Source organism: Lysobacter sp. DMC97, assembly GCF_056313745.1.
In genome coordinates, this window is record NZ_JBQUZR010000005.1 from 230282 (window position 1) to 255557 (window position 25276).

General features: G+C 67.3%; 18 protein-coding genes. 7 read left to right on the forward strand and 11 right to left on the reverse strand.

The annotated features are described in order from the left end of the window. Positions 1 to 72: 72 nt before the first annotated feature. Positions 73 to 5196, forward strand: coding sequence for a glycosyltransferase (locus tag ACT53Q_RS12700; protein ID WP_476187016.1), 5124 nt, complete (start codon positions 73 to 75; stop codon positions 5194 to 5196). Positions 5197 to 5223: 27 nt separating this feature from the next. Here ACT53Q_RS12700 and ACT53Q_RS12705 read toward each other — a convergent pair whose 3' ends face one another. The 10 genes from ACT53Q_RS12705 to ACT53Q_RS12750 form a co-directional block, all read right to left on the reverse strand. Next, a complete protein-coding gene (locus ACT53Q_RS12705; protein ID WP_476187017.1) occupies positions 5224 to 6492 on the reverse strand; it encodes a glutamate-5-semialdehyde dehydrogenase in 1269 nt (422 codons plus the stop codon). Continuing rightward, positions 6489 to 7658, reverse strand: a complete 1170-nt coding sequence (gene proB / locus ACT53Q_RS12710; RefSeq protein WP_476187018.1) for a glutamate 5-kinase — start codon at positions 7656 to 7658, stop codon at positions 6489 to 6491. The genes ACT53Q_RS12705 and proB overlap by 4 nt, the downstream gene beginning before the upstream one ends. Positions 7659 to 7665: 7 nt before the next feature. Continuing rightward, positions 7666 to 8952, reverse strand: coding sequence for an argininosuccinate lyase (argH, locus tag ACT53Q_RS12715; RefSeq protein ID WP_476187019.1), 1287 nt, complete (start codon positions 8950 to 8952; stop codon positions 7666 to 7668). Positions 8953 to 9120: 168 nt separating this feature from the next. Then, a complete protein-coding gene (argC, locus tag ACT53Q_RS12720; protein WP_476187020.1) occupies positions 9121 to 10089 on the reverse strand; it encodes an N-acetyl-gamma-glutamyl-phosphate reductase in 969 nt (322 codons plus the stop codon). Continuing rightward, a complete protein-coding gene (locus ACT53Q_RS12725; RefSeq protein WP_476187021.1) occupies positions 10070 to 10687 on the reverse strand; it encodes a GNAT family N-acetyltransferase in 618 nt (205 codons plus the stop codon). Before ACT53Q_RS12725 ends, argC begins: the two co-directional genes overlap by 20 nt. After that, the gene (locus tag ACT53Q_RS12730; RefSeq protein WP_476187196.1) at positions 10684 to 11970 is read right to left on the reverse strand and encodes an acetylglutamate kinase; all 1287 of its coding nucleotides are present in this window, start codon (positions 11968 to 11970) and stop codon (positions 10684 to 10686) included. Before ACT53Q_RS12730 ends, ACT53Q_RS12725 begins: the two co-directional genes overlap by 4 nt. A gap of 68 nt (positions 11971 to 12038) precedes the next feature. Then, positions 12039 to 13163, reverse strand: a complete 1125-nt coding sequence (locus ACT53Q_RS12735; protein ID WP_476187022.1) for an acetylornithine deacetylase — start codon at positions 13161 to 13163, stop codon at positions 12039 to 12041. Further along, the gene (locus ACT53Q_RS12740) at positions 13160 to 14380 is read right to left on the reverse strand and encodes an argininosuccinate synthase (protein WP_476187023.1); all 1221 of its coding nucleotides are present in this window, start codon (positions 14378 to 14380) and stop codon (positions 13160 to 13162) included. Before ACT53Q_RS12740 ends, ACT53Q_RS12735 begins: the two co-directional genes overlap by 4 nt. Before the next feature lie 135 nt (positions 14381 to 14515). Then, a complete protein-coding gene (locus tag ACT53Q_RS12745; RefSeq protein ID WP_476187024.1) occupies positions 14516 to 15520 on the reverse strand; it encodes an N-acetylornithine carbamoyltransferase in 1005 nt (334 codons plus the stop codon). Positions 15521 to 15880: 360 nt separating this feature from the next. Further along, entirely contained in the window at positions 15881 to 16270 is a 390-nt protein-coding gene (locus ACT53Q_RS12750; RefSeq protein ID WP_476187025.1) for a hypothetical protein, read from the reverse strand. A gap of 106 nt (positions 16271 to 16376) precedes the next feature. On the opposite strand from ACT53Q_RS12750, the gene cysS reads away from it, so the two are divergent. The 4 genes from cysS (at position 16377) to ACT53Q_RS12770 (ending at position 22432) form a co-directional block, all read left to right on the forward strand. Next, positions 16377 to 17768 (forward strand): cysteine--tRNA ligase, encoded by a 1392-nt coding sequence (gene cysS / locus ACT53Q_RS12755; protein ID WP_476187026.1) that lies wholly within the window; start codon positions 16377 to 16379, stop codon positions 17766 to 17768. Between the two features lie 522 nt (positions 17769 to 18290). Continuing rightward, positions 18291 to 18734: a SufE family protein gene (locus ACT53Q_RS12760; protein ID WP_476171770.1), complete on the forward strand. Its 444-nt coding sequence runs from the start codon at positions 18291 to 18293 to the stop codon at positions 18732 to 18734. A 10-nt stretch (positions 18735 to 18744) separates the two neighbouring features. Next, a complete protein-coding gene (locus ACT53Q_RS12765; protein WP_476187027.1) occupies positions 18745 to 20031 on the forward strand; it encodes an MFS transporter in 1287 nt (428 codons plus the stop codon). A gap of 181 nt (positions 20032 to 20212) precedes the next feature. Continuing rightward, the gene (locus tag ACT53Q_RS12770) at positions 20213 to 22432 is read left to right on the forward strand and encodes a glycoside hydrolase family 3 N-terminal domain-containing protein (protein WP_476187197.1); all 2220 of its coding nucleotides are present in this window, start codon (positions 20213 to 20215) and stop codon (positions 22430 to 22432) included. A 79-nt stretch (positions 22433 to 22511) separates the two neighbouring features. Here the strand turns inward: ACT53Q_RS12770 and dksA are convergent, their stop codons facing one another. Next, complete coding sequence (dksA, locus tag ACT53Q_RS12775) at positions 22512 to 23516, reverse strand: RNA polymerase-binding protein DksA (RefSeq protein WP_476187028.1); 1005 nt, start codon at positions 23514 to 23516, stop codon at positions 22512 to 22514. Between the two features lie 126 nt (positions 23517 to 23642). On the opposite strand from dksA, the gene yidD reads away from it, so the two are divergent. Both yidD and ACT53Q_RS12785 read left to right on the forward strand, forming a co-directional pair. Continuing rightward, the gene (yidD, locus tag ACT53Q_RS12780) at positions 23643 to 23876 is read left to right on the forward strand and encodes a membrane protein insertion efficiency factor YidD (protein ID WP_476187029.1); all 234 of its coding nucleotides are present in this window, start codon (positions 23643 to 23645) and stop codon (positions 23874 to 23876) included. A gap of 7 nt (positions 23877 to 23883) precedes the next feature. Then, positions 23884 to 25239 (forward strand): dihydroorotase, encoded by a 1356-nt coding sequence (locus tag ACT53Q_RS12785; RefSeq protein ID WP_476187030.1) that lies wholly within the window; start codon positions 23884 to 23886, stop codon positions 25237 to 25239. Positions 25240 to 25276 lie beyond the last annotated feature (37 nt).

The window sequence follows — 25276 nt, forward strand, 5'->3', positions numbered from 1 at the left end:
GCCTCAAGCGGCCAACATTCGACCTGCAATCCATTTCGCTGAAAAGTGAATTCATCGACGTGCGCGCAAAAAATGAAAACCACCCCTCGCTCTCAGCCACAGATTGTTGCTCTCATCGCCACACGGGAGCGTCGCGAACTGCTTCTGCAACGTGCGTTGCCTTCCATTTTCAATCAGTCTCATGCATGCACAGAAATCGTGATAGTGGAAGATGGTCCCGCCGAACTCGACAGGAGCGAAATACTCTCGCTTTCCTCGAGACACAGCGTCAAAATTTCGCACTTGCATAACCGCCGAACCCCAGGGGCTTCCGGCGCATGGAATTCAGGCATAGACCACATTGCCCGGCACGCCCGAGAATCCCGGGACGTGTACGTGGCATTCCTCGACGATGACGATTACTGGACTCCGGATCACCTTGCCAACGGGCTAGAGGTCGCACTCGGTGGCGCCGAAATCATCGCCTCCGCATTCGTCAGGAGCAGCGAAGATGGAGGCGAAGTCATCATTGAGCCGCCAGACCTTCTGCTTGAGCACGAATTCAAAACCGGGAATCCAGGCATTCAAGCCAGCAACCTCATTGTTCGTCTAGATCGCCTGCTTCATGCGGGAATGTTCGACGAGTCCCTCTGCAGCTGCACCGATCGCGACATTCTGATAAGGCTGAGTCGTGTATCCGGAATACGCTACGGCACGACCTCCGCTGCAACAGCGCACCACGATGCCAGCCGTCATAGACTTCGGCTTTCAACACCAGGATCAGAAGCGCGCGAACGAGGGCTTTCTTCGTTTCACGCGAAGTACCTCCATGAGATGACAACGCGCGAAATTTCGGCATCAACGGAACGCGCCTTCAGACTGTTCGGCTGGTCACCTCCCGAGACCTCGCCACACGAACGCGAGGAGATCGACACCGGACCGGATATCCCCGATGAGATACACCTGATCGTCGGACTGATCTCGGATGGCTCTCGCGAGCGTTCACTGAAAGGGCTTTTCGATGACCTTTCAAAGCTTTCACATGGCCCCGGCTTCAAGGGACTGGAAGTCGTTGTCCTCGAAAACGGGGATAACAGTCCGAATTCAGCCGCCTTGGCAGCCTCCATAGCATTTGCCGCAACACACGGCCTCCGCGTCAGGCTGATTGAAACAGCCATGCGTGATGAATGCTTTGCAGAGGCGCTCGGAGCCGAAGCAGGGAGGAAGTGGGCGATAGCCCCCTCTCGCACGGCATTGCAAGCCTATCTTTACCATATCGCAAGGAACAGGGCGGATTCCGTCGTCTGGCTTCTGGACGACGACATGCGGATCGCCCCGCTTGTGGATTTGGGGAACGAGATCGTTCGCCACGAGCTTCCTCTCGCATGGCGACTGCAACAATTGCGAGAAGCAGGCGCAGACATTGCCATCTGTCCCTATACAGGTGCACCACCGTTACCGACCTTGAGTGCGCTACGCGTACAGATGGTAGATCTTGCGGCCACAATCAGGGCGCTGGCAAAGGAAAGTACTCAGACAGTGGCGCCGGACTTCAGGGAGCATAACCGGCGACTCCGGCAGGAACGTCGCGACTACTACTACGACTTGTCCCATATCGAAACCGACAGGCTTGAAACACCGTTCCTTTTCGAACGGGAGACGAATGGAGAATCTTGCAAACACATGATTGACCGGCTGATGGATCAGATCGAAGGGATACTCTCCGGGAGACAACTATTCAGGCCGCTGATAGCGAGATCAACGGAAATAAACAAATTTGCAATTCAAGAGAAAGGATGCTATCGCGGCGGAAACTGCTTTGTGTTCGACCTCGAAGCATTGGTCGACACCGACAATTCCGCTCCGGAAATCGGCGGACGTCCCACGCGAAGATCAGACATGATATGGGCACTCATTCAGCGTCACACCCATGGTCGCCGCGTCGTCACGGCATGCCTTCCCACCTACCATGCGAGGGAAGATGCCATTGAAGATCCTGAAAATGCGATCTCGGCCCTCGTAGACGACATCCGAGGGTACGCTATATATTCCGCCATGAGCGACGTTTTCACGGGAGCTTCTTCCGACCCGACGAAGCGCGCCATGAAGTATCTGGAAGAGCGAATTGCAGCGCTCAGGCTCTCGTTCCAGCGAATACATGCGCTTGCCGGAGAGGTGCGCAATCTTTCCTCTCACCCGATGCTCTTGCGGCATTCCGGCAAGCTGCTGGCAGTGATCGAACGCATTTCATCCACGACCGACGAAGAGACGTTTGAAAGGATAAGCTCCGCGTGCCGGCTGCTGACCCCGGAAGTCGTGAGGAAGTTCACCTCCGGAATCCTCACTCCAAACGAGACCAGTGCCGCAAGCAAGGTGAATCAGGACAAAATTCAAGGACACCTCAGAAAGGCACGCATAGAGAGTGCCAAGCGATGCCTCTTCCTCGGGCATCCTCGACTCCGACAGCATGCGGAATCAATCACCTCCCCTCGGATGCTCGGCATGGGAGAGGAGGGCGTTGTTTTCGAAGAAGGCGACAGGATCTACAAGATCTTCGACGGATGGGGCAAGACAGACGCAAAAAGCACCATACCCAGACTCGATCGGCTTTCACACCGGCTATCCGCAGCCGCCCCCCTTCCACCATTCGAATTAGTTCAGCTGGCAGGCACCGTATGGGCGCTCTCCTACCCCAGAAAAACGACAGCACCATACTCTGGTCAAATGGGTTTTGCACTGGTTCAAATGCTTTCTTCCCTGTGGCGAGCCGGGGTCGTCTGCTCGAATTTCCATCCAAAAAATATCCGTACCTTCGGCGATCAGCTTATTCTTGTCGATATCGGCAGAGATATCCTCTTGATCGAGGATGAACCCGATTTCATCAGCATCTTTGAATTGATGTGTCGGCGCGCATACCTGACATTTCGATGTTGGAACCGCAAAGGACTCGACGACATGATGCGCGAAGCAAAGGAGAGAACAGATCTGCCCGGCATGACGGGATATCCTGTCTTTTGGCTAGCTGTTCAGCACGCGGCCGGAATTGCGCCGAGCCCCGAGCCTGAACTCGATGCGATCACGCAGCTGGCACCACGCACCATCCTTGATTTCGGTTGCGGGAAGGGAAAACACGCCCGCCACTTGGCACAATGGGGCGCAAAGGTCGTGGCATATGACCCAGACCGGGCACTGCATCAAAGACTCAGGGCACAGCTTGAACCTGACGCACGCGTGGCCACGACACTACGCGATGCCTCTATAAATGACGGCCATGAACTCGTTCTCTGTCGACGAGTTCTTTGCCAACTCGATGCCGAGTCGGCTCGCGAATCTCTTGCGGAAATAAGATCACTTGTTTCCTTGCAAGGAAGTATTGTGCTTTCCCTCTGCCATCCCCTGCACGCACGCTCCATCAGAACGACGGAATGCGAGCCGATCACGGGATACAATCGATGTGAAGGCTCGCGGAATTCCTGGGGAAAACGGCATCGCAGTTCGAACAGAGTGCTGATAGAGTTCAGCCATCCAGAACGGACCATCAATCGGTGGATACGTCGCGAAGGACTCGAAGTCGTAGATCGCCGTGAACGAGAGGCGATCGATATCGACCGGATAGAGATCGGGCTCGACCTTCTCGTGCTGACCCTCAAGCCGAGCGAACGGGAGCCGACCACCCTTCTCATCAAGTGCTGCGCGATGGAAGCTGACCGTCTTCGGGATTGCGTGACACACCTCATCGAACAACTCGAGAAACCACACGCTTTCGATGAGGTCGTCCTTTCAATAGACTCGAGGACAGGAGGATTTCCACGCCAATACGCGCACCCAGACATGGATCTCCTCGTCCGCAACGCCATGAGCCTAGTCGACGACGGATGGATCGACCGGCTCATCCACGCCACACCCCATGAAGATGAAGCGAGACGACTAAACAGAGATTGGCTCGGCATCGACTCCGCATCATCGCATGCAAGCAATGGCGCCCCATTGCTTTCGGTCTTTTCCGCACTGGAAACCATCACAACCAGATGGGTCCTTCAGGTCGATCTCGATGTAATCATCGGTCGCACAGACTTTCGACATGACTACTTGGCCGACATGCAGTTTGCCGCCAAGTCCAACGCCGACACCGTCACTGTTTCGTTCAACATTGCGCAACGGCATAGCACACCCTATACCGCTGGCGCACCATGGCGCACGGAAGTCAGGGCGTGCCTACTAGACATCGATAAAATGAAGTCGATGTGCCCACTAACTCCTCACATGATCACGCCTCCAGCTTGGCATCGAGCGCTCGATGATGCGATCAAAAGGACCGGAGCTAAGTCGCTGCGCGGGGGAGATCATCGAACATTCTTCGTACATCCAGAAAATCACCACAAACGAGGAGACAAGAACACCTACTTCCATGCCGTTGATCGCATCGCTGGAGGCCACATCGCCAACACGCAATACGGAAAAGTTGATCTCTGCACGCCACCGGCGGCGTTCGAATTTGACTCCCGCACGGAGCGCTTCGTTTTCGTGGTGACGGGAAGAAACGTCCCCTTCCCGAGATTCAGGAGGTGCATAGACTCCATTCTCTCCCAGAAAGGAGATTGGGGCACCATCTTCATCGACGATGCATCGGACCCTGATCTTTTCAACGCTTACCGCTCATTTCTGGAACCACATAGCGAACACTTCACGCTCATCAGGAATCGCGAAAGACGCGGCCTTTTGGCGAACACAGCCGGAGCGATAAGGCTTCACCTCCATAACCCGGAGACGGTTGTCATCCTCCTGGACGGCGACGACTGCCTCATCGGAACCTCCGTACTCGAGATACTTGGGCAACACTATGCAAGGGGTGCGGATTTGACCGTAGGCACGATGCACAGATCCGACAAGGATGCCGACTACCCGGCAATCTTTGAACAAGCACGCCATCGACGTGGTGGCAATGTTTGGCAGCATTTGCGCACGTTCAAGAGATCGCTTTTCGACCGCATTTCAGATGATATGCTCAAAATCGACGGCGATTACGTCGAACTCGCCTCCGACTGGGCACTCATGCTTCCGCTCACCGAAATCGCAGCCAAACCCACGTGGATAAGGGACGTCATCTACTTCCACGAACCAAGCACGGATCGCGACGACGCATATCGATCGAAACGCGAAGAAGTCATTGCACGCCTTGTGAAGAAGCGAGGAATTTCTCCGGAATTCGCCCAATAAATCCGTGAGATGGAAACCTCGACAATACTAGACTCTGTTGCTCAGGTTCCGCGTCTGTCCTGCCCCACGGACGACAAACCGCTCGATCGTCAGCGACTCCGCGCCCATCGGGCCGTAGGCGTGCAGGCGGGTGGTGGAGATGCCGATCTCGGCGCCGAGGCCGAGTTCGCCGCCGTCGGAGAAGCGTGACGAGGCGTTGACCATCACCACCGCGCTGCACAGAGCATGGACGAAGCGCGCCGCGGCCGGGTCGTCGCGGGTGGCGATGACTTCGGTGTGATCCGAGCCGTGGCGGCGGATGTGGGCGATGGCGTCGTCGAGCGTGTCGACCACGCGCACGGCGAGTATGAGGTCGAGGAATTCCGCGTCCCAGTCGTCGTCGTGCACGGGCACGGCACCGGGCATGCACGCAAGCGCCCGCGGGTCGGCGCGCAGCTGCACGCCGCGCTCGGCCAGCATCGCCGCCGCCCGCGGCAGGAAGGCGTCGGCGACGTCCGCATGTACCAGCAGCGTCTCCAGCGCGTTGCACACGCCGGGACGCGACACCTTGCCGTCCAGCAGCAGGTCGAGCGCGAGGTCGAGGTCGGCCGCGGCATCGACGTAGAGATGGCAGACGCCCTTGTAGTGCTTGATCACCGGCACGCGCGCGTGCTCGGCGACGAAGCGGATCAGCCCCTCGCCGCCGCGCGGGATCGCGAGGTCGACGATGTCGTTGAGCTGCAGAAGTTCCAGCATCGTCTCGCGGCGCAGGTCGTCGACCAGCGTGATCGCCGCCGCCGGCACGCCATGCGCCTCCAGCGCGCGCTTGAGCGCACCGCCGATCGCGACATTCGAGCGCACCGCCTCCGAGCCGCCGCGCAGGATCACGCCGTTGCCGGCCTTCAGGCACAGCGCCGCGGCGTCGGCGGTGACGTTCGGTCGCGCCTCGTAGATCATCGCGATCACGCCCAGCGGCACGCGCACGCGTTCGATCGACAGTCCGTTCGGCCGCGTCTCGCGGCGCGTGACCATGCCGACCGGATCCGGCAGCGTCGCGACCTCGCGCACCGCGTTCGCGATCGTCGCCAACCGTGCGGGATCGAGCTTCAGCCGGTCCAGCATCGCACCGGCGATGCCCTTCGCTTCGGCCGCGCGCAGGTCTTCGGCATTCGCGGCGAGGATCACCGGCGCATCGGCATCGAGCGCATCAGCCATCGCGCGCAACAGCGCGTCCTTGGCCTCGGTGGACAGCGCCGCCACCGCCTGCGCCGCTTCGCGGCAGGCCAGCGCCTGCGCGCGGATCGTCGAATCGTTCATTCTGCGCGCTCCTTCTGCGGGGTGGCCAGCAGCGACAGGTCGTCGCGGTGGATGATGACGTCGCCGTAGTTGTAGCCGAGGATCGCTTCGATCTCCGGCGAACGCCGATGCACGATGCGGCGGATGTCCGCAGCGGAATACTGGGTCACGCCGCGCGCGATCGGCGTCGCGTCGGGCGCATCCGCGCGCAGGATCGACACGAGATCGCCGCGCCGGAATTCACCATACGCACCGGACACGCCGATCGGCAACAGCGACGCGCCTTTCTCGACCAGCGCCGTGGCAGCACCGGCGTCGACAAGGATCGCGGCATCAGGTTCGATCGGCGCATGCCGCAGCCAGTGTTTGCGCGCAGCGATGCGGCTGCGGCCGGCGACGAGTCGCGTACCGACGACGCGATTACCCGCCAGCGCACGCAGCGTCTCGGCACGCGTGCCGTTCATCAACACCGTGTCGATGCCTGCGGCAGCCGCACGCTGCGCCGCAACGATCTTCGTCCGCATCCCGCCCGTGCCCACGGCGCTGCCGGCGCCACCCGCCATCGCGAGGATGTCCTCGCCGATCTCGGTCACGGTCAGCACCGGGCGCGCATCGGTGTGCTTGCGCGGGTCGCGGTCGTAGAGGCCGTCGATGTCGGTGGCGATGAACAGCACGTCGGCATCAATCAGCGCGGCGACGATCGCGCCCAGTGTGTCGTTGTCGCCGAGCTTGAGTTCGTCGACCGAGACGGTGTCATTCTCGTTGACGATCGGCAGCGCACCGCAACGCAGGAGTTCCTGCAACGTCGCACGGGCATTGAGGTAACGGCGTCGGTTGCGCACGTCGTCGTGCGTCAGCAGCACCTGCGCGACGGGTCGCTCGAAGAAGCCCTGCCAGAACGCCATCAGCTTCGCCTGGCCGAGTGCGGCCAGCGCCTGGCGTTCGGCCATCGCGGCGCCGGGGCGCGGTGCGGCGTGCAGCATGCCGCGCCCGGCGGCGACCGCACCGGAGGACACGATCACGACCTCGCGGCCCTGCGCCTGCGCGTGGCGCACGAACGCGGCGAGATGTTCGGCGTTGCGCGGCGTGAGGCCGCCCTCGCCCGCCAGCAGGCTGCTGCCGACCTTCAGCACGGCGCGCTTCCATGCGGGCAAGGGTTCTTCGGTGAAGGCGGCGGGCGTGGTCATCGTGCTCTCACAGCGCGGCCAGTCGCGCCTTCAGCACGTCGAGCCGCAGCGCCGCGGCCGCACCGGGCGATGTGCGCGCGGCGAGGCTGGCATCGGGATCGCCCGCGGACCAGCGCGCGGGATCGGCGGCCTGTCTGTACGCGTCGCGGAACGGCACGCCCTGGCGCGCGAGGTCGACCGCGAGATCAGTCGCGTACATCGACGGATCGAGCGCGGCGCGCATCGCGTCGGTCTTCCATTCGAGGTTGCGCAGCAAGTCGGGCAGCAGTTCCAGCGCACCCAGGCCGCGGCCGAAGGCGTGGAAGATCGCGCCCTTGCTGAACTGCAGATCGCGGTGATAGCCGGACGGCAGCGACAACAGCTGTTCGATCTCGCTGCGCGCGGCGGCGACGCTGGCGTAGCTCGCGCGCATCAACTCGACGACATCGGGGTTGCGCTTGTTCGGCATCAGCGAACTGCCGGTGGTGTACTGCGCCGGCAGCGCGACGAACGCGAATTCGGCGCTGGTGAACAGGCTGAGATCCCACGCGAGCCGACGCAGGTCGAGCAGCGCCGAACCCAACGCTTCGACCGCGGCGATCTCGAACTTGCCGCGCGACAGCTGCGCGTAGGCCGCGGACAGTTGCAACCGGCCGAAACCGAGCGCTTCGGTCACGTGATCGCGATCGAGCGGCAGATTGACGCCGTAGCCGGCGGCGCTGCCCAGCGGATTCGCGTCGACCCAGGCCAGCGTGTCGCGCGCGCGCTGCGCATCGTCGATGAAGCCTTCGGCCCACGCCGCCCACCACATGCCCAGCGACGACACGACGGCGCGCTGCAGGTGGGTGTAGCCGGGCAGCGGCACCGACGCCTCGGCTTCGGCGCGTGCCAGCGCGACCTGCGCGCTCTCGACGCACAGCGCCTGCACCCGCGCGAGGCGATCCTTCAGCCACAGGCGCGTCGCGACCAGCACCTGGTCGTTGCGGCTGCGGCCGGTGTGGATCTTGCGGCCGGCGTCGCCAAGGCGATCGATCAGGCGCGCCTCGATCGCCGAATGGCCGTCCTCGAAGCGTTCGTCGAGCACGAAGTCGCCGTTGCGGAAATCCTCGGCGAGGTTGGTCAGTTCGACGTCGATGCCCGCGAGTTCGTCGGCGGCGAGGATGCCGATGCGCAGCAGGCCGTGCGCATGCGCACGGCTGGCCTCGATGTCGAACAGGAAGAACTCGCGATCGAGCACCACGTCCTCGCCGGCGAGGAAGCGCTGGATGCGCGCGTCGACCTGCACGCCGGGTTTCTGCCACAGGAGACCGCTCATGGGGTTGTCCTCCGAGGATGGATCATGCGGATCTGCCGAACACGCGGAACAAGAAAGCACCGTCATCCTCGCGCATGCGAGGACCCGAGCTCGATCGTTGGTCATGATTGGGTCCTCGCGTGCGCGAGGATGACGGTAGAGGGGGCGTGCGCAAAGCGGAAAACGCGTTCACGCCGGGATCCCCGCCATCTCGTCGAGCCCGAACGCGAGGTTGAGGTTCTGCAGCGCCTGCGTGGCCGCGCCCTTGAGGAGGTTGTCCTCGGTGGCGACGACGACGAGGCGGCGACCGTCGTCCGACAGCGCGAAGCCGCCGAGGTCGACGTGATGCTTCCCGGCGATCTCGCTCACCCACGGCGCGTCGTCGACCACGCGCACCAGCCGCTCGCCGGTATAAGCGTCACGGTAGCGCGCAAGGACGGCGTCGCGGGTCGTCGCCTCGCGCAGCGGCAGGTTCGCGGTGATGGTCAGACCGCGGAAATGCGGCGCGACGTGCGGGATGAACTCGACCGGATGGCCGAGGTGGCGCGTGACCTCGCGCTCGTGCACGTGACCGGTCAGCGCGTAGGGCATCAGATTGTCGCGCAACTTCTCCGGATCGTTCTTGTCCGACGGCGTGGTGCCCGCGCCGGAATAGCCGGACACGCCGAAGCACTGCACCGGGCCGGCGAGCAGGCCGCGCATCGGCGCCACCGCCAGTTGCATCGCGGTGGCGTAGCAGCCGGGATTGCTGATCCGGCGCTGACCACGGTACGCGCCGCGGGTGAGTTCGGGCAGGCCGTAGTACCACGTCTCGTCGAAGCGGTAGTCGGCGGAGAGATCCACGATGACCGGGTCGATGCCGGCCGCATCGAACGCTGCCACGCAGTCCGCGGCCTTGCCGTTGGGCAGCGCCAGCACCACCGCATCCGCGCCGAGCGTCGGCAGGTCCTCGTGCGACGGCGCGGTGTAGCGCAGCTCGCCGCCGACACCGTCATGGTGGTCGGCCACGCGCTCGCCCGCACGCTCGCGCGAGCTGACGAAGTGCAGGACGAAGCGCGGATGCGCGGCGATCAGGCGGATCAGTTCCGCGCCGACGTGGCCGCGGGCGCCGACGATGCCGACCCGGATCGGCGCGGCGTCAGTCATGGGGCTGGACATGCGAGGAGGCTTCCAGTTTCGCGCGCAGGTTCGCGGCGACCGCCGGCCACTCCGCGCGCAGGATCGAAAAGACGTGGGTGTCGCGCAGCGTGCCGTCGCGGTGGCGCATGTGCGCGCGGAGGATACCGTCGCGCTGCGCGCCGAGGCGCAGGATCGCCGCCTGCGAGCGCAGGTTCTCGTGACTGGTCTCGAGCGTCACCGATTCGCAGCCCAGCGTGTCGAAGGCGTGGCCGAGCAGCAACAGCTTGGCTTCGGTGTTGAGCGCGGTGCGCTGCACGCGCGCCGCATACCAGGTGTAGCCGATCTTCAGCCGCGGCACGCCGCAGTCGATGTCGTAGTAACGCGTGCTGCCGACGAGATCGCCGGCAGCATCGAACACCGCGAACGGCAGCGCATGGCCGGCGGCGCGCTGTGCGAGGGCCGCGGCGATGTAGGCCTCGGCCTCGCCGGCTTCGGGGCCCGGCACGCTGGTGAAACGCAGCGTCCACAGCGCGCCGTCGGCCGCGGCGGCGCGCAGCGCGTCGGCGTGATCCGCGCACAGCGGTGCCAGCCGCACGTGGCGACCAGTCAGCGTCGGCGTGGACCACGCGGCGCTCATGCGCGATCCACCAGCGTCGCGGGCCGCTCGCGGCAGTGCGCGAGGCAGGCGCGGATCGTCGTCATCGCCTCGCCTTCGGGATCGCCGAGGCCGTACCAGTAGGCGCGCCAGCGCGGCTGGCGGACGCTGCCGTCGGCTTCGGCGTCGTAGAAGGCGTTGACCTGGTTGCCGTGGCGCGAACGCCAGAACAGCCGCGGCTCGGCTTCGCGCATCAGCTGCCACACCGCGCGACCGAGGCCTTCGCCCTGCGCTTCGTCGAGTACCGCGAACTTGTCGAGGTACGGCACGCCGTTCTCCAGCGTCAGCACCACCGCGGCGCGGTAGTTCTCGCTGACCCAGGCGCGGTGCAGCGTCGTGCGCGTGAAGTAGTCGGACACCAGCGTGCGGCCGAACGCGGACTCGATCAGCGTGCGCAGACGATCGGTGTCGAGGTCGTCCCACGTGCGCGCTTCGAGCACGCGCTCGCCGCGGCGCACCAACGTGCCGGACCCCTTGTGCGTGAACAGTTCCTTCGCAAGTTCGTCCGGGCGCGTGATCGACACCGACGACGACAGCGGCAGCGCGTCCAGCAGCGACTTGATCTGCTCGATCTTCACGCGCATGCCGCCGTTGATCCACGGCTGCGCCATCAACGTGTCGTACTCGGTCGAGAGGTTGATCGAGTCGATGACGTTGCCTTCGCCGTCGAGCAGGCCGCCGGTGCCGGTGAGGAACACGATCTTGTACGGCTGCAGCTTCTGTACCAGTTCGTTCGCGGCGAAGTCGGCGTTGACGTTGAGGATCTGGCCGCCCGCGGTTTCGCCGAGGCTGGCGATCACCGGGATCGAGCCGGCCTGCAGGCTGGCGTGGATCGGCGCGAGATCGACGCGCTTCACCTCGCCGACCAGGCCGTAGGTGTCGCGGTCGAGATAATCGGCCTCGAACACGCCGCTGACGATCGACGTCGCGCGCGCGTCGCGCGCCTGCAGCGCCTCGACCAGCTTGAGGTTCTGCACGTGGAAGACCTTGCGCACGATCGCCAGTGCCTCGGGCGAGGTCACGCGCAGGCCGTTGACGGTGTGCTTCTCGATGCCCGCGGCCGACAGCGTCTCGTCCAACTGCGGACCGGCGCCGTGGATCACGATCGGCGTCAGGCCCACGTCCTGCAGGAACGCGAGCGACGACGTCAGCGCATCGAGATCGTCGCGCAGCACCGCGCCGCCGACCTTCACCACCGCGAAGCGCGCGGCATCCAGCTGCGAGAAGCGCTTGAGGTACTGCGAGATTTCCTTGGCGCCGGCCATGCTGGAGAGCAGACGCACGATGGTCTGCCGGGTCTGGGGGTCGTGGACCCCGGATTCGGGCAACAGGTTCATGCCGCTTGACTACCGGAAAGGATACGGACGATCGACGCGGTGTAGCGCTCGAGATCATCGAGCGCGACCCATTCGTCGGCGGTGTGGGCCTGGGCGATGTCGCCCGGGCCGTAGACGATCGCGTTCATGCCGGCGGCCGAGAACAGCGAGGCCTCGGTCCAGAAATCGACGGCGTTGCCGATCGGCAGGCCGAGGTCGTCGGCGAGGTCGCGCGCGGCGAGGCGGCGATTCTCCGCCTCGGCCACGTCGCCCGCAGGCAGCGACGGCCCGCGGAAGGTTTCCTGGTAACGCTCCAGCGTGCCCGGCGCGGCGCAGGCGCCGAAGCGCACGTGCAGGTCGTCGATGCCGTGCGACGGCAGCGGCCGGAAGCCGAAGCGCACCTCGGCGCTGGGCGCGATGACGTTCGCCTTGATGCCGCCCTCGACCTTGCCGATGTTGAAGCGCAGGCCGGTGAGCCCGCCGAAGCGGCGGTGCGCTTCGCCTTCGACCAAATCGAGCGCCTTCGCGCCCCAGCGCATCGCGTGGTGCAGCGCGTTGCTCTGCATCGCGTTGGCGCCGGAGGCATGGCCGGCGGCGCCGCGGAACTTCAGCAGCACCGAACTGATGCCGCGATGCGCGAGTACCGCCTCGCAGCGCGTGGGCTCGGCGACGATGGCGTCGCGAAAGGGATGACCAGCGGCGAGGAACGCGGCGATGCAGCGCGCGTCGTTCGCTTCCTCGTCGGTGGTGAACAGGAACGCGGCATCGCCTTGCGTGCGACGCGCGGCGACGATCAGGCCCGCGGCGGCACCCTTGATGTCGCAGGCACCGAGGCCGATCGCGCGGTCGCCGGTCACGCGCAGCCGCAGCGGGTCCGCGGTCCACGCCTCGGACGAGGGCACGGTGTCGAGGTGCACGTTGAACACCCGCGTCGGCTTGCCGCGCACCGCCAGCAGCGACACCGCGCCGTCGCCGTGGTCGGTGACGGTGCAGTCGAAGCCGGGCAACTGCGCGCGCAGGTAGCCGAAGATGCCGCCCGCCGGCACGATCGCGCGCGGCGGATTGCGGGTGTCGAACGCGACCAGGGCCGCGAGGTGCTTGAGGATCTCGTCGCGCATGTCGGTCGTCGCGGTCGCGCTCATTGCGCGCCGTTGACTTCGGCCCAGAGCGTGCTGCTCATGCCGAACAGCTTGATGAAGCCCTCGGCTTCCTCCACGCCCCAGTCCGCCGACTGCGCGTAGGTCGCGCCCTTGGCGTTGAGGATGTGCGGCGAACGCACGGCCACCGCATCGACGCGGCCGCCGCGGGTCTCCAGCACCACCTCGCCGTTGACCTGGCGCTGCGACGAGGCGAGGAAGGCTTCGAGGTCGGTCTTCAGCGGATCGTGCCAGAAGCCCTCGTACACCAGTTCCACCCACTTGCGCGCGACATCGGGCTTGTAGCGGTTCTGCTGCTTGGTCAGCACCGCTTCCTCCAGCGCGCGGTGCGCGGTCAGCAGCGCGACCAGGCCCGGCGCTTCGTACACGATGCGGCCCTTGAGCCCGATCGTGGTGTCGCCGGTATACATCCCGCGGCCCACGCCGTAGGGCGCGAACATCGTGTTGAGCCGCGCCAGCAGTCGCGCGCCGGCCATCGCGTTGCCGTCGATCGCCACCGCCTCGCCTTCGACGAAGCGCAGGGTCACGTGCAGCACCTCGTCCGGCCAGTTGCGGCGCGGTGCGCACCAGCCGCGCGCGCCGTCGCCGGGCGCTTCCCACTTGTCGATCTCGCCGCCGGACAACGTCACGCCCAACAGGTTCTCGTTGATGGTGTAGGCCTTCTGCTTGGCGCGCACGCCGAAGCCGCGCTCTTCGAGGTATTTCTGCTCGTAGGCGCGGGTCTGCGTGTGTTCCTTCTGGATTTCGCGGATCGGCGCGACGATGCGGAAATCGCCGCTGGCCTTCACGGCCAGGTCGAAACGCACCTGGTCGTTGCCCATGCCGGTACAGCCATGCGCGATCGCGTTCGTGCCCAGCTCGCGCGCCCGCGCGAGGCTGGCGTCGACGATCAGGTAACGGTCCGAGACCAGCAGCGGGTACTGGCCCTGGTAGGCCTCGCCGGCGCGCACGAACGGCTTGACGAAGCCGTCCCACAGCGCGGGGCCGCCGTCGACGGTGACGTGCGAGGCGACGCCGAGTTCGTGCGCGCGCGCCTCGATGTAGGCGCGCTCTTCGGCATCGACGCCGCCGGTGTCGGCGAACACGGTGTGGACGTTCCAGCCGCGCTCCTTGAGATAGGGCACGCAGAAGCTGGTGTCGAGGCCGCCGGAGAAGGCGAGGACGATGTCTTGGCTGGCGGACGCTTGGGTCGAAGCGGTCATTGCGTGGGGTCTCTTGTTGCCCCCTCCCCCGACGTGCGGGGGAGGGTTGGGGTGGGGGCGGGTCGATAAAGTCATCGGAAGGAGGCTTCGCCCCCATCCCGGCCTTCCCCCGCGAGCGGGGGAAGGAGACAACCATCACTGGTGCGCGAGCGCGGCCATCACCGCCTTCTGCACGTGCAGGCGGTTCTCGGCTTCGTCCACGGCGATGCAGTACGGCGCGTCCATCACCGCGTCGGTGGCCTTCACGTTGCGGCGCAGCGGCAGGCAGTGCGAGAACACGGCGTCGTGGGTCAGCGCCATCTTGCGTTCGTCGACCATGAAGTGCTTGAACTGGTCGCGGATGGGCTTCTCGGGCGCCCAGTTGCCGAAGTACGGCAACGCGCCCCAGCTCTTGGCATAGACCACGTCGGCGCCGGCGTAGGCGCTGTCGGTGTCGTGGCTGATGGTCAGCGAGCCGCCGCTCTCGGCGACGTTCTGCTCGGCCCAGCCCATGTAGCGTTCGTCGAGCACGTACTCCGGCGTGGGGCACAGCAGGGTCACGTCCATGCCCAGGCGGGTGGCGATGGTCAGCGCGGAATTCGCGACCGCGGTGTTCAGGGGCTTCGGATGGTAGGTCCAGGTCAGGACGTACTTCTTGCCGCGCAGGTCGTGGGTGCCGAAATGTTCCTGCAGCGCCAGCGCATGCGCCAGTTCCTGGCAGGGATGGGTGATCGTCTCCATGTTGATGACCGGCACCGTCGCGTACTTCGCGAACGACTTGAGCACGCGGTCTTCGCGGTCGATCGACCAGTCGACGAACTTCGGGAAGGCGCGCACGCCGATCAGGTCGACATAGCGGCTGAGCACCTTCGCGACCTCGGCGATGTGCTCCTCGGTGTCGCCGTCCATCACCGTGCCGAGGTCGAACTCGATCGGCCACGCATCCTTGCCCGGGGCCAGCACCACGGCATGGCCGCCGAGGTGGAACGCGCCCAGCTCGAAGCTGGTGCGGGTGCGCATCGACGGGTTGAAGAACACCAGCGCGATCGACTTGCCCTTGAGCTGGTCGCCCAGGCGGTTGCGCTTGAACAGCGCGGCCTGCGTGAGCACGGCATCGAGTTCGTCGCGGCTCCAGTCCTGGGTGTTCAGGAAATGCTTCATGGCGGGTCTCGGGAGAGGGATGTGGGGAATGGCGCGTGGAAAAACGAAAAGGCCCGGCGGGGAGCCGGGCCTTTCCTGGAAACTTGTGTCGTTGCGTAGGGACGACGTTCCGGATTACCCAGCGTGGATGTGGGGTTCCGGTCGGCGCGCGCGCGAGGTCATGCCGGAGGCCATCCGGGCGCTGCTCGTCGAGAGGGGCTGGGCGTGCGTCATGGGGGCGCATGCTCGCACGCGTGGCGCACGCGTGCAAGGGCGAAATCGGGGTTTTGGCTGCAACAAGCGAGGATTTCCGCCCCCTTTCCGACCAAGGTCGGAGGGACCGCCGGCGCGTTGCCGGCGGCTGCGCCGGGACCCCCGGGCTCAGCGGCGCTCGCCGGGCGGGATGTCGGGGGTGATCGAGATCCTGATCCGCAGGCGCTTGCCGGGGTCGACCGGCAGGCGGGAGCGGTATTTCACGCCGCGGTGGATGTAGTCGACGTCGTAGGCCACCGGTCGCTGGAATTCGCGGGTCACCCGCACCGGCCGGCAGTTGCGGTTGGTCGGGGCCACGCCGGTCGCTTCCGCCGGGTGGTCGCAGCGCTGCTCGACCGCCTGGGCGCGCAGGGTCTGGTAGACCGGCTCGACCTGCAGCACCTGCGCGTACTCGGTGCGAACGTTCGGCGAAATGCCCGCATCCTGCGCGCGCGCCGGCATGGCGGCGGTCAGGCAGGGAAGGAGGCCGAGGAAGAAGGCGACGGGATGGGGACGCATGGGACCGCCGAGTGTAGGCGGCCGGGCGATGCGCTGGCTGAATCGCGGCTGTCGTGACGTGTGCGGGACGGCTAGAATCGTGATGCCTTCCATGGATGACCCCCACATGTCCCTGCAGCTCTACAACAGCCTGACCCGCCGGGTCGAGGCCTTCGAACCCCGCGACCCCGCTTCCGGGCCGACGATGTACGTCTGCGGACCCACCGTCTACAACTACGTGCACATCGGCAACGCGCGCGGCCCGGTGGTGTTCGGCGTGCTCGCCGCCCTGCTCCGCCGCCGCTACGGCAAGCTGCGTTATGCCCGCAACATCACCGACGTCGACGACAAGATCAACGCCGCGGCAAGGGAACTGGAAGTTCCGATCTCGGTGATCACCGACAAGTTCGCCGCCGCCTACCGCGAGGACATGGCCGCGCTGGGCGTGTCCGGCGACTTCGCCCCGGACATCGAACCGGCCGCGACCGCGCACATCCCGCACATGATCGCGATGATCCAGCGCCTGATCGACAACGGCCACGCCTACGCCGCCGAGGGCCACGTGCTGTTCGCGGTCGACAGCTTCCCCGAGTACGGCAAGCTCTCGCGCCGCGACACCGACGAAATGCTGGCCGGCGCCCGCGTCGAAGTGGCGCCGTACAAGCGCAACGCCGGCGACTTCGTGCTGTGGAAGCCCTCCACCGAAGACATGCCGGGCTGGGATTCGCCCTGGAGCCGCGGCCGCCCGGGCTGGCACATCGAGTGCTCGGCGATGGCCGAGGCCCACCTGGGCGAGACCATCGACCTGCACGCCGGCGGCAACGACCTGATGTTCCCGCACCACGAGAACGAGGTCGCGCAGAGCGAGTGCGCGCACAAGCACGGCGAGACTCACGCGACGTTCGCGCGCTGGTGGCTGCACAACGGCATGCTGAACTTCGGCGGCGCCAAGATGGCGAAGTCGGTCGGCAACATCAAGCGCGTGCACGACCTGGTGCAGGAATATCCGCCGGAAGCGCTGCGCTATGCGCTGCTGTCGGCGCACTACCGCCAGCCGCTGGAATGGTCGGACGCGCTGATCGAGCAGTCGATCAAGACCGTCGAACGCCTGTACGGCACGCTGCGCGACCTCGCCGACGTCGAGGCGGCGGCGGCGATTCCCGACGGCGTCGAAGCCATGCTGTCCGACGACCTCAACACGCCGCAGGTGCTGGCCGAGATCGCCCGCATCGCCGGCGAGGCACGCAAGGCAACGGACGCGGGCGAACGCGCGCGCCTGAAGTCGGAACTGCTGGGCGCCGGCCTCGCCGTCGGCCTGCTGCAGCAGGCGCCCGAGGCGTGGTTCGCCCGCGGCGCGTCCGGCGACGACGACGCGCGCATCCAGGCGCTGGTCGACGAACGCAACGACGCGAAGAAGGCCCGCGACTTCGCCCGCGCCGACGCCATCCGCAAGCAGCTCGCCGACGAAGGCATCCTGCTGGAAGACACGCCGCAGGGCGTGCGCTGGAAGCGCGGCTGACGCCATTGCCTTCTCCCCGCGGGGGAAAGTGACGCGCAGCGCCGGACGAGGGTGCAGGATGCACGATGCCGATCCGGCATCGCGGCGACACCGGCCCTCTCCCCTGCCCCTCTCCCGACGGGAGAGGGGACAACATGCAAGAAAGGCATGCTGCTGGAAGAAACGCCGCAGGGTGTCAGATGGAAGCGGGCCTGGAATCACTCGCCGACGACGGATCCAGACCCGAAGGGCGACGCGCAGGAGGCGCGTCGTTTTCCGACCGAGCCATGGAGGGCGAGTCGGAAAATCCCGACTGCGGATCCGCCAACGGGTTCGCTTCGTCGGGGAAAGCGCTTTTCTTTGGTTCGTTTCTTTGACTCGCGCCATGCGCTCGCCCCTTCGGGGTCGGCTTCGCCGTTCGGGCATGCTTCGCACGCATCGTGGGCCAGCAAAAGAAATGAACCCGGCCGCGCAGCGGACGGAACGCTCTAGCTCCAGGGACGACGTCCGTCGCGGCTTCCGCCGCTCCTACAATAGCCCGCGATGACCACCTTCCCCCTCGAACCCACCGCCAGCGACGCCCAGGACGCCATCCGCGACGAGTTCGCGTTCTTCGGCGACTGGTCCGAGCGCTACCAGTACCTGATCGACCTCGGCCGCAAGCTGCCGCCGATGGACGATGCGCTGAAGACCGACGCGCACCGCCTGCACGGCTGCCAGTCGATGGTGTGGATCGTCGCCGACGGCGACGCGGCGCGGCTGGACTTCACCGCCGCCAGCGACTCGGCGATCGTCTCCGGCCTGATCTTCCTCGCCCTGCGCGTGTATGCCGGCCGCAGCGCGGAGGAGATCCTCGCCACCGAGACGCGCTACATCGCCGACATCGGGCTGGCGAAGCATCTCTCGCCGACGCGCAACAACGGCCTGGCCGCGCTGCTGGCGTTCATCAAGGCCCGCGCGCAGGCCGCCCGCGACGCGGCGCACTGACCGCGCCGCGATGGAAACCACCGACGCCGAGACCGCCGACCCCGCGCCCGCATCGGGTTCGCCATCCTCGGGTTCGCCGCTGCGCAGCCGCGCGTTCGTCGCGCTGATGGCGTACCGGCTGTTCACGATCCTCTCGTACCAGATCGTGGCGGTGACCGTCGGCTGGCACATCTACGAACTCACCCGCGACCCGTGGAAGCTGGGCCTCGTCGGCCTGGCCGAGGTGCTGCCGTTCTTCGCGGTGGCGCCGTTCGCGGGCCATCTGGTCGACCACCTGCCGAAGCGGCGGCTGGGCATCGTCGCCTGCCTCGGGCTGGCGATCACGCCGGCGCTGCTGCTCGCGATCGCGCAGGGCTGGCTCTCGGGCGGCGCGCCGCATGCACAGGCGTGGATGATCTACGCCGCGATCGTGTTCACCGGCGCGGTGCGCTCGTTCCTCGGGCCGGTCTACAACACGCTGTTCGCCCGCGCCCTGCCCCGCGACCGCTTCACCCGCGGGTCGAGCATCGGCGCGGTGGTGTTCCAGGCGGCGCTGGTGCTGGGCCCGGCGATCGGCGGCGTGCTGATCGGCGTGGCCGGCAAGTCCGTCGCCTACGCCACCGGCATCGCGGTCGCGCTGGCGGCCGCGGGCGCGCTGGTCGCGCTGCGCGTGAGCGAACCGCCGCCGGCCGAGGCCCGCGGCCCGGTGTTCGCCAGCATCGCCGAGGGCCTGCGCTTCGTGTTCTCGCAGCAGGTGATGCTGGGCGCGATGGCGCTGGACATGTTCTCGGTGCTGCTGGGCGGCGCGGTGTCGATGCTGCCGGCTTTCATCAAGGACGTGCTGCACGCCGGCCCGGACGCGCTGGGCTTCCTGCGCGCGGCGCCGGCGCTGGGCTCGGTCTGCGTGGCGCTGTGGCTGGCGCGGCATCCGCTGGAACGCAACGCCGGGCGCATCCTGCTGCTGGCGGTGGCCGGGTTCGGCATCTGCACGATCGCCTTCGCGCTGTCGCGCCACCTGCTGCTGTCGTTCGCGATCCTGCTGGCCTACGGCGTCTGCGACGGCATCTCGGTGGTGATGCGCTCGACCATCCTGCAACTGGTGACGCCCGACCACATGCGCGGCCGGGTATCGTCGATCAACAGCATCTTCATCAGCTCGTCGAACGAACTCGGCGCGTTCTACGACGGTGTCATGGCGCGGGCGTTCGGGCTGATCCACGCCGTCGTCATCGGCGGCTGCGTCACCCTGGGCGTGGTCGGCATCACCGCTTGGCGGGCGCCGAAGCTGCGCGACCTCGACCTGCGCGACCTGCATTGACCCTGCCCGCGCGCCGGCCGCAGGGCCGGGGCGGCGGGGTGACACGCTCGATGTAACCGTTTACATTCGACGACTCCGCCGGTCCGGAGTCGTCCGCATGTCGCATCCCGATGCCCGCAGGCCCGCGTCCGCGCCACGCCGCCATCGCCTCGCCCCGCCCCTGCTGGCCGCCGCGCTGACGATGCTCGCCGGTGCCGCCGGCGCGACAACACCCGCCGCGGGCGAGGACGCCTTCGTAGACGCCCTCCTCGCCCGGATGACGCTGGAGGAGAAGCTGGGCCAGCTCAACCAGCCACCCGGCCCCGACAACCGCACCGGCCCGGAGGCCGAGGCCGCCGGGCTGGACGCCATCCGCCGCGGCGAGGTCGGGTCGATCCTCGGCATGCAGGGCGTGGCGCGCACCTGCCGGCTGCAGCGGATCGCGGTGGAGGACTCGCGGCTGCACATCCCGATGCTGTTCGCCTACGACGTGATCCACGGCTTCCGCACGATCTTCCCGGTGCCGCTGGGCGAGGCCGCGAGCTTCGACCCGGCCGAGGCCGAACGCAGTGCCCGGATCGCCGCCACCGAGGCCGCCGCGCACGGCGTGCACTGGACGTTCGCGCCGATGGTGGACATCGGCCGCGACGCGCGCTGGGGTCGGGTGGTCGAGGGCGCGGGCGAGGACCCGTACCTCGGCGCGGCATTCGCCGCGGCGCGGGTGCGCGGCTTCCAGGGCCGCGACCTGGCCGCCGACGACACCGTGCTGGCCACCGCCAAGCACTTCGTGGCCTACGGCGCCGCCGAGGCCGGCCGCGACTACAACACCGTCGACATCTCCGAACGCACGCTGCGCGAGGTCTACCTGCCGCCGTTCCGGGCCGCGGTGGACGCCGGCGCGGGCGCGGTGATGGCGTCCTTCAACGAACTCTCCGGCGTGCCCATGCACGCCAACGGCGCGCTGATCGACGGCGTGCTGCGCCGCGAATGGAGCTTCGACGGCGTCGTCGTCAGCGACTACACCGGGGTGATGGAACTGATGCGCCACGGCGTCGCCGCCGATCGCGCCGCCGCCGGCCGCCTCGGGCTGGCCGCCGGCGTCGACGTGGACATGGTCAGCGATCTCTACCGTCGCGACCTGCCCGCCGAGGTCCGCGCCGGGCGCGTGCCGGAGGCGACCGTCGACGCCGCGGTGCGCCGCGTGCTGCGCGCGAAGTACCGGCTGGGCCTGTTCGACGACCCCTACCGCTACTGCGACGAGGCCCGCGAGCGCGCCCGCACGCTGACGCCCGCGCACCGCCGCGCGGCGCGCGAGATCGCACGCGAGACGCTGGTGCTGCTGAAGAACGACGGTGGCGTGCTGCCGCTGGCGAAGGACCTGCGCACGCTGGCGGTGATCGGCCCGCTGGCCGACGACCGCCGCGACATGCTCGGCAACTGGGCCGCGGAAGGCCGCGCCGAGGACGCGATCACCCCGCTGGCCGGCATCCGCGCCGCGGTCTCGCCGCGCACGCAGGTGCTGTACGCGCGCGGCAGCGACATCCGCGGCGACGACACCTCGGGCTTCGCCGAGGCCGCGCGCATCGCGGCGCAGGCCGACGCGGTGCTGCTGTTCGTCGGCGAAAGCGAGGACATGAGCGCCGAAGCCAACAGCCGCACGTCGCTGGACCTGCCCGGCGTGCAGCCGCAACTGGTGGCCGCGGTGCGCGCCACCGGCAAGCCGGTCGTCGCGGTGCTGTTCAACGGCCGGCCGCTGGCGATCGAGCCGCTGCAGCGCGACGCGGCGGCGATCCTCGAAGCCTGGTTCCCGGGCGTGGAAGGCGGCCACGCCATCGCCGACGTGCTGTTCGGCGACGTGAATCCGTCGGCGCGGCTGCCGATCACCTTCCCGCGCAACGTCGGCCAGGTGCCGATCCACTACGCGCACAAGAACACCGGCCGCCCGCCCAGCGCCGCCGACCACTACACCTCGAAGTACATCGATGCGCCGTGGACGCCGCTGTATGCGTTCGGCCACGGCCTGAGCTACACCACGTTCCGCTACGACGGCCTGCGCGTCGCGACGCCCGTGCTCGCCGCCGGCGAGACGCAGCGCGTCGAGGTGACGGTGACGAACACCGGCGCGCGCGAGGGCGACGAAGTGGTGCAGCTGTACCTGCGCGACGACGTCGCCAGCGTCACCCGGCCGGTGCGTGCGCTGCGCGGCTTCCGGCGCGTCCACCTGCGGCCCGGCGAACGTCGCGATGTCGCCTTCGAGTTGACCCTCGACGACCTGGCGTTTTACGGACCCGACCTGCGGCGCATCGCCGAACCCGGCACGTTCACGGTGTTCGTCGGCGGCAGTTCGGAAGCCACGCTGGAAGCGTCGTTCGCCCTGGGCGGCAACGCGCCCGTGCCGGTGCCCGGCACCTCGTCGCGCTGAGCGGGCCGGACACGCAAGGTGACGGCACGAAAAAGCCCCGCCGGAGCGGGGCTTTTCGTGGAGGCGTCGCAGACGGGACTCAGTCGCCCTGCTGCTTCTGCAGGTGTTCCCAGCGTTCCTGCTCGTCGATGGTGCGCTCGGCGGTGAGGCGGGCCTCCAGCCGGTGCAGGCCGATCTCCTCGCCCGAGTCGACGCTGTAGCCGTATTCGCCGGAGTCCACGCGCTTGAGCGTGCTGTCGATCTTGCCGATGAGCTTGCGGTAGCGGTCGCGGGTGCGCAGTTCCAGCGAATTCTCGGTCTCGCGGGTGGCGCGCTCGGCGTCGTCGCCGACGTCGCGCACTTCGTCCTTGAGGTTCTCGATGGTCTGCTTCGATTCCTCGATCAGCTCGGCGCGCCACTGCAGCAGGCGCTGGCGGAAGTACTCGAGCTGCAGCGGGCTCATGTACTCCTCTTCCGGCGACGGCTTGTAGCCGGCGGGCAGGATCGGGCGACCGGTGGCCTCGTCGACCTTGTACGGCACGACCTTCACCTGGTGCTTCGGCGCGGGCGAGGGCGAGCGCGAGGTCACCGCCACCGCGACCTTGCCGGCCGCCGGACGCGGGGTCACGGCAGGGGCGGAGGCCTTGGGCGCAGCGGTCTGGGTCGGCTGCGGAGCCGGCGCCGCCGGCTTCGACGACTTGGGCTGCGCGGCCGGCGGCGCGGGCGGGGTGGCCGGCGGCGGGGCCGACGACTTCACCGGCTTGGACGCCGACGCCTTGGCGGCGGGCGCCTTGGTCTTGGCGGGCACGGCGGCCTTGGCAGCGGGCGCGGGCTTCGCGGGGGCCTTCGCCGCCGGCTTGGCGGCCGGCTTCGGCGCGGGCTTGGCCGGCGCCGGCTTCGCGGCGGCCGGCTTCACGGGCGCCTTGGCAGCGGGCTTGGCGACGGCCTTCTTCGCCGCCGGCTTGGCGGCGGGCTTGGCAGCCGGCTTCGCCGCCTTCTTGGCAGCGGGCTTGGCCGCCGGTTTCGCGGCGGACTTGGTGGCGGCCTTCTTCGCGGGTTGCTTCGCGGCCTTGGCGGCCTTCTTCGCGGTTTTTTTCACTGCCACGTCGCGGAATCCTCTGAACTTCCCTTGAGGCGGGAAAGCGGGCTGTTATACCCTGCAAAGACGGCAGCGGCAACCTCGCATCCGGTTGCGTCCGCAGCCTGCAAACCCACGCCGGACCGGACTTCCTTGATCGACCGCCTGCTGATCGCCGCGCTCCGCTTCTACAAACGCTGGGTCAGCCCGCTGCTGGGGCAACGCTGCCGCTTCGTCCCCACCTGTTCCGAATATTCGATGGAGGCGATCGGTCGCTTCGGCGCCCTGAAGGGCAGCTGGCTGACCGTTCGTCGGCTGTCCCGCTGCCACCCGCTGTGCCCCGGCGGCCACGATCCCGTGCCGCCCGCGCCGCCCCGCTCCGGATGATCCCCCCATGACCGAGCCCGCCCCCACCCTCATCGTCAACGCCCGCCTGGTCAACGAGGGCCGCGAGACCGACGGCGACCTGCGCCTGGCCGGCGGCCGGATCGAAGCCATCGGTACCGGGCTGGTCGCACGCCCCGGCGAGACCGTGATCGACGCCGCCGGCCGTCGGCTGATGCCCGGCATGATCGACGACCAGGTCCACTTCCGCGAACCCGGCCTGACCCACAAGGGCGACCTCGCGACCGAGTCGGCCGCGGCCGTGGCCGGCGGCATCACGAGCTTCATGGACATGCCCAACACCAGCCCGCCGACGCTGGACAGCGCGGCGCTGGAGGCCAAGTACGCGGCGGCCGCCGGTCGCGCCCGCGGCAACTACGGCTTCTACATGGGCACCAGCACCGGCAACATCGACGCGATCCGCGCGCTGGACCCGAAGGCGGCGCCGGGCGTGAAGATCTTCATGGGCGCCTCCACCGGCAACATGCTGGTGGACGATCCGGTGATCCTCGACGCGGTGTTCCGCGACGCGCCCACGCCGATCATCACCCACTGCGAGGACACGCCGACGATCGACGCGCTGCTGGCCGAATACCGCCAGCGCTACGGCGACGACATCCCGGTGGAATGCCATCCGGACATCCGCTCGCGCGAGGCCTGCATCAAGTCGACGCGGCTCGCGCTGGAACTGGCGCGCAGCCACGACAGCCGGCTGCACGTGCTGCACATCTCCACCGCCGACGAACTGGCGCTGTTCGAGCGCGGCCCGCTGATCCGCGCCGACGGCAGCCGCAAGCGCATCACCGCCGAGACCTGCATCCACTTCCTGCGCTTCGATCGCGCCGACTACGCGACCCGCGGCAACTTCATCAAATGCAATCCGGCGATCAAGGACGCGAGCGACCGCATCGCGCTGACCGCGGCGCTGGCGGACGACGTGATCGACGTGCTCGCCACCGACCACGCGCCGCACACGCTGGAAGAAAAGCAGTCGCCCTACCTGCGCGCGCCCAGCGGCCTGCCGCTGGTGCAGTTCGCGCTGGTGGCCGCGCTGGAATGCGTGCACGAAGGCGCGCTCACCGCCGCGCAGGTCGTGCAGAAGTTCGCGCATGCCCCGGCGCAGTTGTTCGACGTGAAGGACCGCGGCTTCCTGCGCGAAGGCTACGCCGCCGATCTCGTGCTGGTCGAGGACGTGCCGTTCACCGTCGAACGCGCGCAGGTGCTGTCGAAGTGCGGCTGGTCGCCGTTCGAGGGCACGACCTTCCGTTCGCGCGTCGCCTCGACCTGGGTCAACGGCCATCTCGCCTGGGACGGCCGGCAGCTCGTGGGCGCGCCGCAGGGCCGTCGACTGGCGTTCGATCGATGATCCGCCGCGTGACCTTCCGCATCGCGACCATCACGCT

Bases quoted from the DNA above. Each gene is read 5' to 3' on its own strand.
- ACT53Q_RS12700 (WP_476187016.1), top strand. From the start codon at position 73: ATGAAAACCACCCCTCGCTCTCAGCCACAGATTGTTGCTCTCATCGCC.
- ACT53Q_RS12705 (WP_476187017.1), bottom strand. From the start codon at position 6,492: ATGAACGATTCGACGATCCGCGCGCAGGCGCTGGCCTGCCGCGAAGCG.
- proB (WP_476187018.1), bottom strand. From the start codon at position 7,658: ATGACCACGCCCGCCGCCTTCACCGAAGAACCCTTGCCCGCATGGAAG.
- argH (WP_476187019.1), bottom strand. From the start codon at position 8,952: ATGAGCGGTCTCCTGTGGCAGAAACCCGGCGTGCAGGTCGACGCGCGC.
- argC (WP_476187020.1), bottom strand. From the start codon at position 10,089: ATGTCCAGCCCCATGACTGACGCCGCGCCGATCCGGGTCGGCATCGTC.
- ACT53Q_RS12725 (WP_476187021.1), bottom strand. From the start codon at position 10,687: ATGAGCGCCGCGTGGTCCACGCCGACGCTGACTGGTCGCCACGTGCGG.
- ACT53Q_RS12730 (WP_476187196.1), bottom strand. From the start codon at position 11,970: ATGGCCGGCGCCAAGGAAATCTCGCAGTACCTCAAGCGCTTCTCGCAG.
- ACT53Q_RS12735 (WP_476187022.1), bottom strand. From the start codon at position 13,163: ATGAGCGCGACCGCGACGACCGACATGCGCGACGAGATCCTCAAGCAC.
- ACT53Q_RS12740 (WP_476187023.1), bottom strand. From the start codon at position 14,380: ATGACCGCTTCGACCCAAGCGTCCGCCAGCCAAGACATCGTCCTCGCC.
- ACT53Q_RS12745 (WP_476187024.1), bottom strand. From the start codon at position 15,520: ATGAAGCATTTCCTGAACACCCAGGACTGGAGCCGCGACGAACTCGAT.
- ACT53Q_RS12750 (WP_476187025.1), bottom strand. From the start codon at position 16,270: ATGCGTCCCCATCCCGTCGCCTTCTTCCTCGGCCTCCTTCCCTGCCTG.
- cysS (WP_476187026.1), top strand. From the start codon at position 16,377: ATGTCCCTGCAGCTCTACAACAGCCTGACCCGCCGGGTCGAGGCCTTC.
- ACT53Q_RS12760 (WP_476171770.1), top strand. From the start codon at position 18,291: ATGACCACCTTCCCCCTCGAACCCACCGCCAGCGACGCCCAGGACGCC.
- ACT53Q_RS12765 (WP_476187027.1), top strand. From the start codon at position 18,745: ATGGAAACCACCGACGCCGAGACCGCCGACCCCGCGCCCGCATCGGGT.
- ACT53Q_RS12770 (WP_476187197.1), top strand. From the start codon at position 20,213: ATGCTCGCCGGTGCCGCCGGCGCGACAACACCCGCCGCGGGCGAGGAC.
- ACT53Q_RS12785 (WP_476187030.1), top strand. From the start codon at position 23,884: ATGACCGAGCCCGCCCCCACCCTCATCGTCAACGCCCGCCTGGTCAAC.